The sequence below is a fragment of the Achromobacter sp. EB05 genome, assembly GCF_044232075.1.
In the GTDB taxonomy this organism is placed as follows: Bacteria; Pseudomonadota; Gammaproteobacteria; order Burkholderiales; family Burkholderiaceae_B; genus Achromobacter; species Achromobacter dolens.
On sequence record NZ_CP155917.1, the window covers coordinates 1,788,943 to 1,805,054 of the forward strand.

The following is a 16,112-nucleotide window of genomic DNA, read 5'->3' on the forward strand; positions in this document are numbered from 1 at the left end:
TGGAGCGCGCGTCGGGGAAAGACGCCGCGATGCGCACGCATCGCGGCGCCGGCGCATCATTCCACCGCCTTGACCATGTCTTCCAGCACTTTCTTGGCGTCGCCGAAGACCATCATCGTGCGGTCCATGTAGAAGAGCTCGTTGTCCAGGCCGGCGTAGCCCGAAGCCATCGAACGCTTGTTCACGATCACGGTGCGGGCCTTGTAGGCTTCCAGGATCGGCATGCCGGCAATCGGCGACTTGGGATCGTTCTTGGCCGCCGGGTTGACCACGTCGTTGGCGCCCAGCACCAGCACCACGTCGGTCTGGCCGAACTCGCTGTTGATGTCTTCCATCTCGAAGACCTGGTCGTAAGGCACTTCCGCCTCGGCCAGCAGCACGTTCATATGGCCCGGCATGCGGCCGGCGACCGGGTGGATCGCGTACTTGACCGTCACGCCGCGCTCGGTGAGCTTTTCGGCCAGTTCCTTGAGCGCGTGCTGGGCGCGCGCCACCGCCAGGCCGTAGCCCGGCACGATGGTGACGCTCTCGGCGTTGGTCATCAGGAAGGCCGCGTCGTCAGGGCTGCCCGACTTGACGCTGCGTTGCTGGCCGCCGCCCGCCGCCGCGGCCTCGCCGGCCTGGCCGCCGAAGCCGCCCAGGATCACGTTGAAGAACGAGCGGTTCATCGCCTTGCACATGATGTACGAGAGGATGGCGCCGGACGAACCCACCAGCGAGCCGGCGATGATCAGCATCGGGTTGTTGAGCGAGAAGCCGATGCCCGCCGCCGCCCAGCCCGAATAGCTGTTCAGCATCGACACCACCACCGGCATGTCGGCGCCGCCGATCGGGATGATGATCAGCACGCCCAGCACGAAGGCGATCAGCGTCATGATGATGAACGGAGTCCAGGCCTGGGTCAGCATGAACCACATGCCCATCGCCAGCATCAGCAGCGCCAGCGCCAGGTTCAGCATGTGCTGGCCGGCGAACACCACCGGCGCGCCCTGGAACAGCCGGAACTTGTACTTGCCCGACAGCTTGCCGAAGGCGATCACCGAGCCCGAGAAAGTAATGGCGCCGACGAAGGTGCCGATGAACAGTTCGAAGCGGTTGCCGGTGGGGATCAGCGTGCCGGCGGCGACGATGCCGAAGGCGTGCGGCTCGGCCACCACCGCGACCGCGATGGCGACCGCCGCCAGGCCGATCATGCTGTGCATGAATGCGACCAGCTCGGGCATCTTGGTCATTTCGACGCGCTTGGCCATCAGCGTGCCGATGGAGCCGCCGACCAAGAGGCCCAGCAGCACCCAGCCCAACCCGATGCCGGCGGTGCCGCTGCGCGCCAGGCCGACGATGAGCGCGCCGGTGGTCAGCACCGCGATCGCCATGCCGGCCATGCCGAAGGCATTGCCCAGGCGCGACGTTGTTGGATGCGACAGGCCCTTGAGCGCCTGGATGAAGCAGACCGACGCAATCAGGTAAAGCAGCGTGACGAGGTTCAGCGAGATCATTTCGCGTCCTCCTTGGCCGGCTTCTTCTCTTTCTTCTTGAACATCTCCAGCATGCGCCGCGTGACCAGGAAGCCGCCGAACACGTTGACCGCGGCCAGCGCCACGGCGAACACGCCCATGCCGCGCGCCAGTCCGCCTTCGGTCAGCGCCGCCGCCAGCATGGCGCCGACGATGATGATGGCCGAGATCGCGTTGGTCACCGCCATCAATGGCGTATGCAGCGCGGGGGTGACGTTCCAGACCACGTGGTAGCCGACGTAGATGGCCAGCACGAAGATGATGAGATTCATCAGGGTGGGGTTGATCGCTTCCATGCTGTCAGCTCCTGCGCGTCACATTGCCGCCTTCGCACACCAGGCAGGCCGCCACGATTTCATCGTCGCGCTGGATCGCCAGCGCGCCGTCCGCATTGATGATGAGTTTCAGGAAGTCGAGGATGTTGCGGGCGTAGAGCGCCGACGCGTCCGTCGCGACCAGGCCGGGCAGGTTGGTCAGCCCCACCAGGGTCACGCCGTGCTTTTCGACCACCTTGCCTTTTTCGGACAGCGGGCAGTTGCCGCCGCGCTCGACCGCCAGGTCCACCAGCACCGAACCAGGCTTCATGGCCGCGACGGTTTCGGCCGACACCAGCGTTGGCGCGGGCCGGCCCGGGATGAGCGCGGTGGTGATGACGATGTCGGCCTGCTTGCAGCGCTCCGACACCAGCGCCGCCTGCCGCGCCATCCAGGCCGGCGGCATGGGGCGGGCGTAACCGCCCACGCCCTGCGCGATCTCGCGTTCCTCGTCGGTCTCGAACGGCACGTCGATGAACTTGGCGCCGAGCGATTCGACCTGCTCGCGCGCAGCCGGCCGCACGTCGGAGGCCTCGACCACCGCGCCCAGGCGCTTGGCCGTGGCGATGGCCTGCAGGCCGGCGACGCCGGTGCCCAGCACCACCGCGCGCGCGGCCTTGAGGGTGCCGGCGGCGGTCATCATCATGGGGATCAGGCGGCCGTAGTGGTGGGCCGCCAGCAGCACGGCCTTGTAGCCGGCCAGGTTGGCCTGCGACGACAGCACGTCCAGGCTCTGCGCGCGGGTGATGCGGGGCGCGGCTTCCAGCGCGAAGCCGGTCAGGCCGGCCGCAGCCATCTGCGCGAGGCCCTCGGCGTCGAAGGGGTCGAGCATGCCGATGACCACGGCGCCGGCCTTCATCTGCGGCAGTTCGACCGCGGAGGGCGCGCGAACCTTCATGACCAGCTCCGCCCCCAGGGCCTCCTGGGCGCTGCCGAGCGTGGCGCCGGCGGCCTCGTAGGCTTCATCCAGATAGCGCGCCGCGATGCCCGCGCCACGCTCCACGACAACGGTGTGTTTGCCGCCCACGTACTTCTTGACGGTCTCCGGTGTTGCTGCGACACGGGTTTCCCCGTCTCGGGTTTCCCTTGGTATCCCGATGTGCATCGACGCCTCTCCTCAGAAGGTTCGCCGTAGTTATAACGGATATACGCCCCGGGGAGGAGTTTGCGCGCCGTCCAAAAGAAAAGCCCCATGGGGTTAACCATGGGGCTTTTGGGGCTCGCGCCCCGGTCATACCGGCCAGACTGACAAGGGGCTGCTGGCCGGCACTGGCGCGCAGGCGTCCGGCGTCAGGCCGTCTGTGCGCGAGTCCAGTCGATCAGCGCGGCGGTGAGGTCGCGCAGGTCTGCCTTGAGGCGGCCATAATTGGCCGACGGACGCAGGCTGACCTCGTCCATGTAGAGCTTGCGGTTGATCTCGATCTGCAGGCTGTGGCGGCCTTCTTCGGGGCGGCCGAAGGCGCGCACCAGTTCGACGCCCTTGTAGGGATCGTTCACTGTCACGTTGTAGCCGCGCTCGCGCAGCCAGGCCGCGATGAATTCGCGGAAGGCCGGGTCGCTGGTGCTGCCGTCGCGGTCGCCCAGCACGAAGTCGGGGTGGACCAGGCCGGGACGGTCGGTGGCGTAGGCACCGGCGACGCTGGGCATGGAGTGGCAGTTGATGTGCCAGACCTTGCCGAACTTCTGGTGGGCGCTGTCGAGCACCTGGCCGAGGGCGGCGTGGTACGGCTTCCAGCAGGCCTCGATGCGGTGCGTCACTTCCTCGACGCTCAGCTTGCGGTCGTACAGCGGCGTGCCGTCATCCAGCATGCGCCAGATCAGGCCCTTGCCCAACTTGACCTTGGGCGAGGCGTTGACCGCGCCGGGCCAGGCCTGGTCCAGCAGCAGTTCGTCGATTTCGTCGGGGGCGCGATTGGCGTCGATATAGGCGCGCGGAAAGCTCGCGGCGATCATGGGCACGCCCATGTCGATGGCGTCGCCCCACAGATCGTCAACCCAGGTGTCCTCGGCCGTGCGCAAGGCGCCAAAATCGACCGCGGGCGCGAAGTCGGGCGGGTAGGTGGTGCCGCTGTGCGGGGAGTCCAGCACCAGCGGGGCCGAGGGCGCCGAGTTCGGATATTGCTGCGGGAGGTCGAGCCGATAGGACAGGGGTTGGGTAATTCGCATATGGGGGTATTGCGTTCGTGAATCGGAGATCCCCGCGCGCCGCGCGGGCGCGGCGGGGATCGAAGATCGCTCAGTCGATCTTCACATTGGCTTCTTTGGCGATGCGCTTGTTCTTGGCGATCTCGGCCGAGATCTGCTTGGCAAACGCTTCCGGGCTGTTGGCGGCCGGTTCGGCGCCCAGCGCTTCCAGGCGCGACTTGACGTCGGCTTCGGCGCTGACCTTCTGCACGGCGGCGTTCAGCTTGGCCAGGATCGGGGCGGGCAGCTTGGCCGGGGCGACCAGGCCGAACCACGAGGCGTCGTTGACGGCGGGCAGGCCGACTTCGGCGAAGGTGGGCACGTTCGGCAGGCTGGCCACGCGCTTGGGCGAGGCGACAGCCATGGCGATCAGCCGGCCGGACTGCACGTGCGGCAGGGTGGACGGCAGGTTGTCATACATGACGTCGACCTGGCCGGCCAGCGCGTCGTTCAGCGCCGGGCCCACGCCACGATAGGGCACGTGCATCAGGTCGGTGCCCGAGGCCATCTTGAACAGTTCGCCCATCATGTGCGAGACCGAGCCGTTGCCCGCCGAGGCGTACGTCAGCTTGCCCGGCTGGCTCTTGGCCAGCTTGATGAACTCGGCCATGTCCTTGGCCTGCACCTTCGGGTTGATGGTCATGATGTTCGGCACGGCGGCCAGGTTCGAGACCGGCGTGAAGTCCTTCTCGCCATCGAACGGCAGGTTCGGGTAGATGGCCGGGTTGATGCCGTGCGTGCTGACGGTGGCGATGCCCAGTGTGTAGCCGTCCGGCGCGCTGCTGGCGACGAAGGCGCTGCCGATGGAACCGCCGGCGCCGCCGCGGTTTTCCACCACGACGGTCTGGTTCAGTTCCTTGCCGAGCTTGTCGGCGAACAGGCGGCCGACGATGTCGGTGGTGCCCCCGGGCGGGAACGGCACGATCAGGCGGATCGGCTTGCTCGGGTAGGCGTCTTCGGCATGGGCGATGCCCGAGGTCAGCGGCGTGGCCAGGGTCGCGGCGGCGACACACAGGCCCAGGACTACATTACGGCGTTGCATGAATTCCCCTATGAATTGGAACGCGGATGCGCAAAAGGCAGACGCAAACAGCAAGATTCTTTCGTGCAACCCTAGTTTGCACAAACGAAAGTTTCTCCTTAAGCTATGACTTTTTTTCATGCCTCTCTTTCGGCGGAGTTTCTTTTTGTAACTTCGCCTGCCGGAAACCCCGGTGCCGAGGCGCTATCCCATGAGACGGTTCTGTCCTTCCCTCACAGACCTGCAGGCTTTCGAAGTCGCCGCCAGGCATAGCAGCTTCACCCGCGCCGCCCAGGAACTGTGCGTCACGCAGGGCGCAGTGAGTAAGCAAGTGAAACACCTGGAGGAGTTCGTTGGCGTCGAACTATTCCTGCGTATCAGGCAAGGCCTGGTCCTGACCGAGGCCGGCCGCAGCTATCTGACCAAGGTGCAGGCCGGGTTGGGGCAGATCGAAGCCGCCACCGTCGAGCTGATCGCGCACCAGGGGCAGGGCGGCACGCTCAACCTGACCTGTATGCCGACCTTCGGCGCGCGCTGGCTGATTCCGCGTCTCACGGCTTTCATGCGGCTGCGGCCCGACATCCACGTGGAATTCCTGCCGCATCGCCAGGGCTATGACTTTTCCTCGCCCGAACTGGACGCCGCCGTCCGTTTCGGCGAAGGCATCTGGCCGGGCAGCGGCGCCGACTACATCGTCGGCCGCGAGATCCTGCCGGTCTGCAGCCCGCGCCTGATTCCGGGCGGCTGTAACACGCCGGCGGACCTGCTGGCCTACCCCCTGCTGCATCACACCTCGGCCCTGGAAGGCTGGCGCGACTGGTTCGAGCAGGCCGGCTGCGACAGCCGGCGCAGCCTCGAAGGAGCGCGCTTCGACCAGTATGCGCTGCTGTCACAGGCGGCAGCCGCCGGTTTCGGCGTGGCGCTGATCCCGCGCTGCCTGATCGAGGACGAACTGCGCGACGGCAAGCTGGCGGTGGCGATGCAGCTACCGATCCGCGCGCGCATGGGCTATTACCTGTGCTACCCGGACCAGAAGGCCAACCTGCCGACGCTGCAGGCGTTCCGGACCTGGCTGATGGAGGTCTCGCGGGCGGCCGAGCCGCAGCCGCAGGACGCGGCCAGCCCACAGTAAAATGGCATCATCATGAGTCAAACATCCACCAAGAAGGGCCGCGTTGTCGTCGGCATGTCCGGCGGGGTCGATTCTTCGGTCACCGCCTGGCTGCTCAAGCAGCAAGGCTACGAGGTCGTCGGCCTGTTCATGAAGAACTGGGAAGACGACGACGATTCCGAATACTGCTCCACCCGCCAGGATCTGCTGGACGCGGCCAGCGTGGCCGACCTCGTCGGCGTGGAATTCGAATACGTCAATTTCGCCGCCGAATACAAGGACCGCGTGTTCGCGGAATTCCTGCGCGAATACTCGGCCGGCCGCACGCCCAACCCGGACGTGCTGTGCAACGCCGAGATCAAGTTCAAGGCCTTCCTCGACCACGCCATGGCGCTGGGCGCCGAACACATCGCCACCGGCCATTACGCCCGCGTGCGCGAAGTGGCGGCCGAGGGCGGCGGATCGCGCTTCGAGCTGCTCAAGGCGCTGGACGGGTCCAAGGACCAGAGCTATTTCCTGCACCGGCTGAACCAGGCGCAACTGTCGCGCACCCTGTTCCCTCTGGGTGAGATCCACAAGACCGAAGTGCGCCGCATCGCGCACGAGATCGGCCTGCACAACGCGGCCAAGAAGGACTCCACCGGCATCTGCTTCATCGGCGAGCGGCCGTTCCGCGAGTTCCTCAACCGCTACCTGCCGACCGAGCCGGGCCCGATCCTGACGCCCGAGGGGCAGAAGGTCGGACGCCACGAGGGCCTGTCGTTCTACACGCTGGGCCAGCGCAAGGGCCTGGGCGTGGGCGGCGTGAAGGGCCGTCAGCGCGAGGACGGCACGGCCGAGGCCTGGTACGTGGCGCGCAAGGATCTGGAACGCAACGTGCTCTACGTGGTGCAGGGGCACGACCATCCCTGGTTGCTGTCCGGCTCGCTGCGGGCGCAGGACGTCAGTTGGGTGGCCGGGCAGGCGCCCGCCGCCGGGGAATACGGCGCCAAGACGCGGTACCGCCAGGCCGATGCGGCTTGCCGGCTGGGTGATACGACCGCCGCAGGCTTCACGCTCGACTTCGTCGAGCCGCAATGGGCGGTCACGCCCGGGCAATCCGCGGTGCTTTACGATGGCGATATCTGCCTGGGCGGCGGCATCATCGTCTAGACAACCCGGCCCGCCACGGGCCGCCGCCATACCGATAGCAGTTCCAGCCAGGCCCCGCGGGCGTCGCGTCCGCGGGGCCTGGCTCATGAAAAACGGCGCACGCCGACAACGAGGAGAGGGATGTGGATGTAACGATGGTGATTTGCCTGCTGGCGCTGGGCGCGGTAGCGGGTTTCGCGGCGGGCTTGCTGGGCATCGGCGGCGGTATGCTGCTGGTGCCGTTCCTGACGATGCTGTTCGCCTGGAAGGGCATGCCGGCCGACCTGGTGGTGCACGCCGCCATCGCCACCTCGATGACCTCGATCCTGTTCACCTCGATCTCCAGCGTGCGCGCGCACCAGCAGAAGGGCACCATCAAGTGGCCGATCGTCTGGGCCATGGCGCCGGGCATCATCCTGGGCGGCCTGCTGTCGGGCGGCGCGGTGTTCGCGGCGCTCAGCACCCTGTGGCTGTCGCTGTTCTTCGCGCTGTTCGTGGGCTATTCCGGCTGGAACATGCTGCGCAACAAGAAGCCCAAGCCGAGCCGCCAGATGCCCGGCGTGATAGGCACCAGCGCGGCCGGCGCCGGCATCGGCTTCCTGTCGGGGCTGGTGGGGGCGGGCGGCGGCTTCCTGTCGGTGCCGTTCATGGTCTGGTGCAACGTGGCGCTGCACAACGCGGTCTCGACCTCGGCGGCGCTGGGCTTTCCCATCGCGCTGGCCAACAGCATCGGCTACGTCGTGTCGGGCCTGAACGAGGGCGCGACCCGACCCGGCATGCTGGGTTACATCTACTGGCCGGCCCTGCTGGTGCTGGTGTGCGTCAGCGTCCTGACGGCGCCGCTGGGCGCGCGCATGGCGCACCGCCTGCCGGTGCAGACGCTGAAGCGGGTGTTCGCCTGCCTGCTGTTTGCGCTGGCGGCCTACATGCTGTTCAAGGCCGGCCAGGCATTCTCGGCCTGAGCCGGACGTGAAACCGGCCGCGCGAGGCGGCCGGAGCGTTGCGGGTGGGCGCCGGAGGCGCGTCAGGCCGTCTTGGGGATGGTGTCCACGAACGACTGGCGCTGCGACAGCTTGTCGTACAGGCGCGCCAGGTTGGGGTGGTTGGCGCGCCAGTCGAGTTCGGCGAAGCGCAGGTCCAGGTAGCCCAGGGCACAGCCCACGGCGATGTCGGCCAGGCTGTAGTTGATGCCCATGCAGTGGGCGTTGTCGCCCAGGCTCTTGTCCATGGCGTCCAGGCTGGCGCGGATCTTGCCGTACTGGCGTTCGATCCATTCGGGGCTGCGCTGCGCCTCGGGGCGCTGCTTTTCCTTGACGATGGTGACGCACGCATCCAGCAGGCCATCGGCGATGGCTTCCCAGCACTTGACGGCCGCGCGATCGCGGCCCGGCTGCGGAATCAGGCGGGCGACGGGGGACAAGGTGTCCAGGTATTCGACGATGACGCGCGAATCGAACAGGGCGCCGCCATCTTCCATGACCAGGCAGGGCACCTTGCCCAGGGGGTTGTACGTTTGGATCTGCGTGTCGGCGGACCAGACGTTTTCGAGTTCGAGCCGGTAATCCAGCTTTTTCTCGGCCATGACGATACGCACCTTGCGCACGTATGGACTGGTAAGCGAGCCGATCAGTTTCATGGATTCACAAGCGGAGTCGGAAAGCGGCCGAAGTATAGCAGGCCGCATGACGGCCAAACCGTCCGCGGGACGGAATCCCGTCCAGTTTGCCACAATGTTGCGCGGCCCTGAATGATAAAATCGCCGGGTTTTCCCATCCGCCGCTTTTTCTTTCCCAGACCATGCAAATCGCCGACCAGCTTAGCCAACTTAACGCCCTTTCGCCACTGGATGGCCGATACGCCTCCCGCGGCGACGCGCTGCGCGGGCTGCTCTCCGAGGCCGGCTTCATGGCCCACCGCGTCGAAGTCGAGGTGGCCTGGCTGGTGGCCCTGTCCGATGCCGGCCTGCCCGAACTGCCCGCCTTCTCCCAGGAAGCCCGCGCCCGCCTGCAGCAACTGGTGCGCGACTTCTCCGAGGCCGACGCCGCCCGCATCAAGGACATCGAACGCGTCACCAACCACGACGTCAAGGCGGTTGAATACTGGCTCAAGGAAAAGGTCGCCGACCACGCCGAGCTGGCCACCGCGGCCGAATTCATCCATTTCGCCTGCACCTCCGAGGACATCAACAACACCTCGCACGCGTTGATGCTGTCGCGCGCCCGCAGCGAAGTGGTGCTGCCGCGCCTGCGTGAAATCGCCGCCAAGCTCAACGACATGGCCGTGGCCCAGGCCAACCAGCCGATGCTGTCGCGCACCCATGGCCAGCCTGCGAGCCCGACCACGCTGGGCAAGGAATTCGCCAACGTCGCGGCGCGCCTGAACCGCGCCATCGCCGCGGTCGAAGCGGTCGAGCCGCTGGCCAAGCTCAACGGCGCCACCGGCAACTACAACGCCCACCTGTCGGCGTACCCTGAAATCGACTGGCCCGCCTTCAGCCAGCGCGTGCTCGCCGGCCTGGGACTGACCCAGAACCGCCACACCATCCAGATCGAACCGCACGACTGGATGTCGGCGCTGTTCGACGCCATCGTGCGCGCCAACATCATCGTGCTCGACCTGGACCGCGACATCTGGGGCTACGTTGCCCTGGGCTACTTCAAGCAGCGCCTGAAGGAAGGCGAGGTCGGTTCGTCGACCATGCCGCACAAGGTCAACCCGATCGACTTCGAAAACTCCGAAGGCAACCTGGGCCTGGCCAACGCCGTGCTGCGCCACCTGTCCGACAAGCTGCCGATCTCCCGCTGGCAGCGCGACCTGACCGACTCCACCGTGCTGCGCAACCTGGGCGTGGGCCTGGGCTACTGCCTGGTGGCGTGGGACGCCTGCATGCGCGGCCTGGGCAAGCTCGAAGTCAACGCCGCCGCGATCGACGCCGACATCGACGCCTGCTGGGAAGTGCTGGCCGAGCCGGTGCAGACCGTCATGCGCCGCTATGGCCTGCCGCAGCCGTACGAACAGCTCAAGGCCTTGACGCGCGGCAAGGGCATCACCGAGGAAGCCCTGCGAGAATTCATCCAGGGCCTGGCCCTGCCGGACGAACCCAAGGCGCGCCTGCTGGCGATGACCCCGCGTTCGTATATCGGCCTGGCCGCGGACCTGGCCCGGGCGGTATAGTCGCCTTGCCGCGCGCCGGGCGCGCGGCATTCTTGTTGTACTTACGGGAGATTGCAATGAAGAAGTTGTCCACGCTCGCCGCGCTGGCCTGTATGACCGTCGGGTCGCTGCTGGCGACCTCGGCCCAGGCGCAGTTCGCCAAGCCCGAAGACGCCGTCAAGTACCGCCAGTCGGCGCTGACGCTGATGGCATCGCACTTCGGCCGCATGACGCCGGTGATCAAGGGCCAGGCGCCCTACGACGCGGCCCAGATCAAGGCCAACGTCGAAGTGCTCAAGACCCTGTCGGCGCTGCCGTGGACGGCTTTCGGCGCGGGCACGGAAGGCGGCGATGCCCGTCCGGAAATCTGGAGCGACGCGGCCGGCTTCAAGCAGAAGCAGCAGGCGTTCCAGGACAACATCGTCAAGCTGTCGGCCGCCGCCGACGCCGGCGACCTGGACAAGCTGCGCGCCGCCTTCGGCGACGTGGGCGCGAGCTGCAAGGCCTGTCACGACGCCTACCGCAAGAAGAAGTAAGCCGGCCGCGCCCTCCGTGGCGCATCCGTCGCATGCGAAAAGCCCCTCGAACGAGGGGCTTTTCTTTTGGCGCGCGGTTTGGTTGTCGGGCCCTGCGCGAGCCGGACAGCTACGAGAACGACATGTCCGCGGCGATCTCCAGCGAGCGAATCCACAGCACCAGGCCGGTGACACAGGCGCCCAGGATCAGGGCGCGCAGCCAGATTGCGAACCCGTCCTGGGTCGGCGGGGTGCCGGCCGGGACGTCTTTCGGGTCGACATTGCCGGTGATGATGGCGCGCACCAGCCGCTTGCGCCGCACCAGCGCGTACCAGGCCACGGCCAGCAAGTGCAGGGCGACCAGGCCGATGATGACCCATTCGTTGAGCTTGTGCCACGAGGTCAGCAGGCTGGCGGTGGATTCGCTGACGTGACCGAACAGCGGGCCCTGGGTCATGATGTCGTCGGTAGTGAACAGGCCGCTCACGGCCTGGAAACCGATCACCAGCAGCAGCGCCAGCACCGACAGCGCACCCAGCGGATTGTGGCCGGCGGGCGCGGCCGCGCCCTTGAGGTAACTGGCCACCGCGCGCGGGCCGCGCACGAACTGCGCGAAGCGCGCATAGCGCGGGCCGACAAAGCCCCACAGCAGGCGGAAGATGATCAGGCCCAGCGCGACGCAGCCGAAGCGCACATGCCAATCCATGTACAGACCGCCCAGCTTGACGCTGACGAAGGCGCCGACGATACAGACGACGAGCGCCCAGTGGAAGAGGCGGGTGGGAAGGTCCCAGATGCGGATGGCAAGCCGGTTGTTTTGCATGATGGTCGGGCGATGACTGCGTTGCCTGCGACTTTATCACGCACAAATGAAGCCGCCGCGGCATGACCGCGGCGGGTTTGCGCTAGCTCAGCGAGCGGCGCGACGCACCGGTTCGATGCGGTGCACGTGCTCGTGACGGAAGCGGATGCGCTGGCCGGGCGCCTTTTGCGCGACTGCCCCGCACGGCACCACTTCGGTGGTGTACGTGGTCGTGCCGTCGATCGGCGCGTTGAAGATCACGGCGGCGCGAATGGCGGGGCCGTGGGCCGGTTGCAGATAAACGATGTCGCCGATGTGGATCGGCATGTTGTCCAGCTTGGTATGGGCCGGGCGTCGGATCAGGTCCGAGGTCGTGAAACGAGTATTCATGGTGTTGTTCTCTTTCAAGTTCTTGTTATGGGATTGCCGTGCATTGCATGCCGCGAGGACCGGGCGCGGGCGTTGTCGCGTCGCGTCCTGTTCGCGTGCCGAGTCATGCATGACACTAACGCATCTCCGTTGCCGGCGTTTTGCGCATTCTCATGGTTTGCGTTGCGCGTCACGCCGGTGGCGGAGGTACTGACCGCGGGCATGCGCCTGCGGCTTGTTGCCGGGCCGCGTCGGTCAATGACGGACGGCGTTCCTGGCGGGCGGTGGCGTTGGGTCGCCGCCGCGAATGGGTTACTGCGGGGTTACTGCGGGGTTGCCGCGGGTTTACCGCGCCGATAGGGCCGCGGATAAGGGTTTTCGATCAGGCCGAAACGATCAGGCCGAAATGATCAGAAAACTGCAATGTTTGTCGTAAGACGAAAACCTGGGCGGGATGATCTTGCCATTCATCATGATGGCATCAATCGAGTCTGCGTTGTTAGGGTTATCTGTCGCAGAACGGATAAAACCGGACCCAGGGAAGGATTTCTTGCAAGCGCCCGGCAAGCGGGCCGAATGCCAAATGCGTGGCAAAGCTAACAACCGAAAATCAGGCCAATATCGGGCCAGTCAGTTGGGCAACGATAACGATGCCAATCGGGCAGCTCTATATGAGCCAAATATATGAGCCACTTCCCGTACTTTTTCCAGCACTTTTCGGCTCAATCAATGATTCTATATCTAGTTCCGTGATTTTGCAAGGGTTTTTGGATGGGGCAGGCATGTCGCACCGAGAGGGAGCGCGGGCGAGGGGGCGTCGACACGCCTGCGATTCCCTGTCAGTGGCTGGTGGGGCCCGCCGCCTGTCGCTGGGCTTCGATGATCAGGCCTTCCAGCCGCGGCGACATCCGCAACGCGACCTGGGCGGCGGTCGAACCGTCCGGGCGCGTGTCGGTCTCCAGGGCCAGTTCGACGCGTTCGTCATCAAAGGCCTCGGGGGCGGCTTCGATCTCGACATAGCGCTCCAGCAGCGCGTCCACAGCCTTCTGGGCGTCGGCCAGCGCTTCCTGGCTCAGGCGGCCGGGGCGCAGGTACTGGTTGGCCACGCGCGCCAGGTCGCTCATGAAATACAGCAGCGCGGCGGCGCCGCGGCAGTCGGGCTGGGCAAAGCCCCAGGTGTCGGGGGAAACGTCTTGAGTCATTCCGTGGGATGGCTAGGAGGAAGGGCGGCCCTGGCGGGCCGGCAAACCGACATTCTAGGGGGTAACGACAGGCCCCGCCCGCCTGCCTGGGGCATACTGATGCCCCATGATCCGACGCGCCCATCCTGCCGACCTTGCTTTGCTGCCCGACATCGAGCGCTCCGCCGCCGAGCGCTTTCTCGGCACGCCCATGGCCTGGGCGGCCACGGGGGAAACCCTGCCAACAGCGACGCTGGCGCATGCGGCCGCAGCGGGATTGCTGTGGGTCGCGGCGGACGCCGGCGACCGGCCCGTGGGATTCGCGCTGGCGCAACCGATGGACGGCGACCTGTTTCTGTTGGAAATGTCGGTCTCCAGGCCTTGGCAGGGCCAAGGCCTGGGCGGCGGGCTGCTGCGCGCGGTGGTCGCGCGGGCGGCGGGGGAGTACGACTCGGTCGTCCTGACGACGGACCGGGAATTGCCCTGGAATGGCCCGTTCTACCGGCGGCACGGTTTTGTCGAAGTGCCCGCGGCGCAATTGACGCCGACATTGCGCGCGCGGCTGCGGGAAGAGGCGGCCGCGGGATTCGATCCTGCCCGCCGCTGCGCGATGCGTTTGGCGTTGCCCGATTGAGCGCGCCGGGCCGCCTGTGTCATATCGCTTCGATGGCAACAAAATCCGCCCGCCGGCGGCTGGCGGCGGATGCTTCGGGATAATCTGGCCGGGGGCACCGGCCGCGTGGCGGGCCGATAGCCGCGCGGCAACGGACTACGCAAGGAGCAAGGGCATGGCAATGCTGCGGATCTGCCTGGCCACCCTGGCGGCGGCCATGGCGCTGGCGCTGACGGCTTGCGGCAATCGCGAGCCGCAGGAGCGGGCCGCCTTCATCGGTCTGCTGCAGCAACGTATCGCCGCTGGCGCGCTGGCGCCGATCGGCGCGCTGAGCGAGGCCGAGTCGGACGCCATCGGCCGCTATCGCGATGCCTATGCGGTCATCACCGACTTCCAGGACGCCCTGGCCAAGACCGCGACGTCGCTGGGCCCGGTGCTGGCGGCCGAGCGCATTCAATCGGTCGACGACATCGTGCGGCGGCGCCAGGCGCTGAGCGACGCACGCGTGACGCTTGCCGACAGCGCTCGCGGCTTGCAGGCTGCCCGGGCCCGCGCCGACACGGCGCGCGGCGGCATGGAGCTGGCGCCGGATCTCGCGTCGGTCTACGACGGTGTGTACGACGAGGCGGTCACGGCCCCCGCGGCCGAGTTGCTTGACGCCGCGGGCAGGATGGACACGGTGGCGCGCGAGGCGCTGGGAGTGGCCGACTTCGTTGCCACCCATGCCGGCGACATCACGCTCGCGGACGGGCAGGCCAAGGTCGCCACGCCATCGCTGCAGCAGGAGCTGAATCGGCGGTTGCAGGGCCTGAATGCGCAATCCGGGGCGCTGGAACAGGCCCGCGCCGTGGTGGCGCGGCAGGCCCCTGGGCACCGGCCTCTCGACAGGCCGCCGGCAGGCCCTTAGTACAATGCGGGTCTCGCGGCGCATGCCGCGCCTTGGACGGAACATGAGCCAATCCTCAAGCTTGCATTACCGGACTTTCCTGCTCCTGCTGGTGGTGGTCTCCATCGCGTTCGGCTGGTTGCTGTGGCCGTTCTACGGCGCGGTGTTCTGGGGCGCCATCCTGGCCATCCTGTTCGCGCCGCTGCAACGGCGGCTGGTGCCGCGCATCGGCGGAAGGCGCAACCTGGCGGCCCTGATCACGCTGGCGCTGGTGCTGCTGCTGGTGATCCTGCCGCTGGTGGTCATCAGCGGTTCGCTGGTGAGCGAGGGCGCGAACCTCTACCAGAGCATCAAGTCGGGGCAGATCAACTTCGGCGCCTACTTCCAGCAGGCCATGGAGGCGTTGCCGCCTTCGGTACACGACATTCTGGCGCGCTTCGACCTGGCTGATATCCCCAGCCTGCAGGAAAAGCTCAGCGCGGGCGCGATGCAGGCCAGCCAGTTCCTGGCCACGCAGGCCCTGAGCATCGGCCAGGACACGTTCCAGTTCGTGATCAGCTTCGGCATCATGCTGTACCTGTTGTTCTTTCTGCTGCGCGACGGGCCGCAACTGGCCCAGCGCGTCAAGCGCGCGGTGCCGCTCAGCGACACGCACAAGCATCACCTGTTCCGCAAGTTCACCACGGTGGTGCGCGCCACGGTCAAGGGCAATATCGCGGTGGCGGCGTCGCAGGGCGCTTTGGGCGGCATCATTTTCTCCATCCTGGGCATCCAGGGGGCGCTGCTGTGGGGCGTCATCATGGGCTTTCTGTCGCTGTTGCCCGCGGTGGGCGCGGGGCTGATCTGGGCGCCGGTGGCGATCTATTTCCTGCTGACGGGCGCGACCATCAAGGGCGTGGTGTTGATCGCGTTCGGCGTGCTGGTGATCGGCATGGTCGACAACGTGCTGCGTCCGATCCTGGTGGGCAAGGACACCAAGATGCCCGACTACGTCGTGCTGATCTCGACACTGGGCGGCATGGCGCTGTTCGGCCTGAACGGCTTCGTCATCGGGCCGCTGATCGCCGCGTTGTTCATGGCCTCCTGGGACCTGTTCTCGCCTCCCGCCGAGGCCGTCGTCGAGCCGGCCGAACCGTCGCCCCCGTCCTCGCCCGAGAAGGCGGATTGAAGGCATTGCAGCCGGTCAAGCCGCCGTCAGCGCGGCCGGTGTAAGGTTGTGATGGCGCCGGTCTTCGCGGGCCGGCGCCACGCGCCAACGCCGCAGCCGGCCGCACGCCGGCAGCGCGCCTTTCCTTCTCTTACCAGGAGCACGTCGGAT

At 66.9% G+C, this 16,112-nt stretch carries 17 protein-coding genes; 8 read left to right on the forward strand and 9 right to left on the reverse strand.

Annotated elements, in window-relative coordinates; all coding sequences use genetic code 11:
• Positions 1-56 precede the first annotated feature (56 nt).
• The 5 genes from AAID08_RS08180 to AAID08_RS08200 all read right to left on the reverse strand — a co-directional run bounded on the left by AAID08_RS08180 (position 57) and on the right by AAID08_RS08200 (position 5,054).
• Positions 57-1,496: an NAD(P)(+) transhydrogenase (Re/Si-specific) subunit beta gene (locus tag AAID08_RS08180; RefSeq protein ID WP_395757509.1), complete on the reverse strand. Its 1,440-nt coding sequence runs from the start codon at positions 1,494-1,496 to the stop codon at positions 57-59.
• A complete protein-coding gene (locus AAID08_RS08185; protein ID WP_049072509.1) occupies positions 1,493-1,810 on the reverse strand; it encodes an NAD(P) transhydrogenase subunit alpha in 318 nt (105 codons plus the stop codon). Before AAID08_RS08185 ends, AAID08_RS08180 begins: the two co-directional genes overlap by 4 nt.
• Before the next feature lie 4 nt (positions 1,811-1,814).
• A complete protein-coding gene (locus AAID08_RS08190) occupies positions 1,815-2,933 on the reverse strand; it encodes a Re/Si-specific NAD(P)(+) transhydrogenase subunit alpha (protein ID WP_395757510.1) in 1,119 nt (372 codons plus the stop codon).
• A 185-nt stretch (positions 2,934-3,118) separates the two neighbouring features.
• Complete coding sequence (locus tag AAID08_RS08195) at positions 3,119-3,994, reverse strand: N-formylglutamate amidohydrolase (protein WP_047992307.1); 876 nt, start codon at positions 3,992-3,994, stop codon at positions 3,119-3,121.
• 70 nt (positions 3,995-4,064) lie between these two features.
• Positions 4,065-5,054 (reverse strand): tripartite tricarboxylate transporter substrate binding protein, encoded by a 990-nt coding sequence (locus AAID08_RS08200; RefSeq protein WP_049072511.1) that lies wholly within the window; start codon positions 5,052-5,054, stop codon positions 4,065-4,067.
• Between the two features lie 190 nt (positions 5,055-5,244).
• Here AAID08_RS08200 and gcvA point away from each other — a divergent pair, with 190 nt between their 5' ends.
• From gcvA to AAID08_RS08215, 3 genes are all read left to right on the forward strand, one after another.
• Positions 5,245-6,165 carry a transcriptional regulator GcvA gene (gene gcvA, locus AAID08_RS08205; RefSeq protein WP_116791074.1) on the forward strand — a complete coding sequence of 307 codons (921 nt, stop codon included), beginning with the start codon at positions 5,245-5,247 and terminating at the stop codon, positions 6,163-6,165.
• Between the two features lie 12 nt (positions 6,166-6,177).
• A complete protein-coding gene (mnmA, locus tag AAID08_RS08210) occupies positions 6,178-7,296 on the forward strand; it encodes a tRNA 2-thiouridine(34) synthase MnmA (RefSeq protein WP_175142252.1) in 1,119 nt (372 codons plus the stop codon).
• Positions 7,297-7,418: 122 nt separating this feature from the next.
• The gene (locus tag AAID08_RS08215; protein ID WP_054501335.1) at positions 7,419-8,237 is read left to right on the forward strand and encodes a sulfite exporter TauE/SafE family protein; all 819 of its coding nucleotides are present in this window, start codon (positions 7,419-7,421) and stop codon (positions 8,235-8,237) included.
• A 62-nt stretch (positions 8,238-8,299) separates the two neighbouring features.
• On the opposite strand, the gene AAID08_RS08220 is transcribed toward AAID08_RS08215, so the two are convergent.
• The gene (locus tag AAID08_RS08220; RefSeq protein WP_054501334.1) at positions 8,300-8,911 is read right to left on the reverse strand and encodes a glutathione S-transferase; all 612 of its coding nucleotides are present in this window, start codon (positions 8,909-8,911) and stop codon (positions 8,300-8,302) included.
• 161 nt (positions 8,912-9,072) lie between these two features.
• Here AAID08_RS08220 and purB point away from each other — a divergent pair, with 161 nt between their 5' ends.
• Positions 9,073-10,449 carry an adenylosuccinate lyase gene (gene purB, locus AAID08_RS08225; RefSeq protein WP_054501333.1) on the forward strand — a complete coding sequence of 459 codons (1,377 nt, stop codon included), beginning with the start codon at positions 9,073-9,075 and terminating at the stop codon, positions 10,447-10,449.
• Positions 10,450-10,505: 56 nt separating this feature from the next.
• Positions 10,506-10,964, forward strand: a complete 459-nt coding sequence (locus tag AAID08_RS08230) for a cytochrome c (protein ID WP_006393799.1) — start codon at positions 10,506-10,508, stop codon at positions 10,962-10,964.
• A 109-nt stretch (positions 10,965-11,073) separates the two neighbouring features.
• Here AAID08_RS08230 and AAID08_RS08235 read toward each other — a convergent pair whose 3' ends face one another.
• The 3 genes from AAID08_RS08235 to AAID08_RS08245 form a co-directional block, all read right to left on the reverse strand.
• Entirely contained in the window at positions 11,074-11,766 is a 693-nt protein-coding gene (locus AAID08_RS08235) for a cytochrome b/b6 domain-containing protein (protein ID WP_054501332.1), read from the reverse strand.
• Positions 11,767-11,853: 87 nt separating this feature from the next.
• Entirely contained in the window at positions 11,854-12,135 is a 282-nt protein-coding gene (locus AAID08_RS08240) for a hypothetical protein (protein WP_116791106.1), read from the reverse strand.
• An 818-nt stretch (positions 12,136-12,953) separates the two neighbouring features.
• On the reverse strand, positions 12,954-13,316 hold the full coding sequence (locus AAID08_RS08245; protein WP_054501331.1) for a hypothetical protein: 363 nt from the start codon (positions 13,314-13,316) through the stop codon (positions 12,954-12,956).
• A gap of 106 nt (positions 13,317-13,422) precedes the next feature.
• Here AAID08_RS08245 and AAID08_RS08250 point away from each other — a divergent pair, with 106 nt between their 5' ends.
• From AAID08_RS08250 to AAID08_RS08260, 3 genes are all read left to right on the forward strand, one after another.
• Positions 13,423-13,929 (forward strand): GNAT family N-acetyltransferase, encoded by a 507-nt coding sequence (locus AAID08_RS08250; RefSeq protein WP_054501330.1) that lies wholly within the window; start codon positions 13,423-13,425, stop codon positions 13,927-13,929.
• Positions 13,930-14,083: 154 nt separating this feature from the next.
• On the forward strand, positions 14,084-14,815 hold the full coding sequence (locus AAID08_RS08255) for a DUF3053 family protein (protein ID WP_054501329.1): 732 nt from the start codon (positions 14,084-14,086) through the stop codon (positions 14,813-14,815).
• 43 nt (positions 14,816-14,858) lie between these two features.
• Positions 14,859-15,962, forward strand: coding sequence for an AI-2E family transporter (locus AAID08_RS08260; protein ID WP_144658077.1), 1,104 nt, complete (start codon positions 14,859-14,861; stop codon positions 15,960-15,962).
• Positions 15,963-16,112 lie beyond the last annotated feature (150 nt).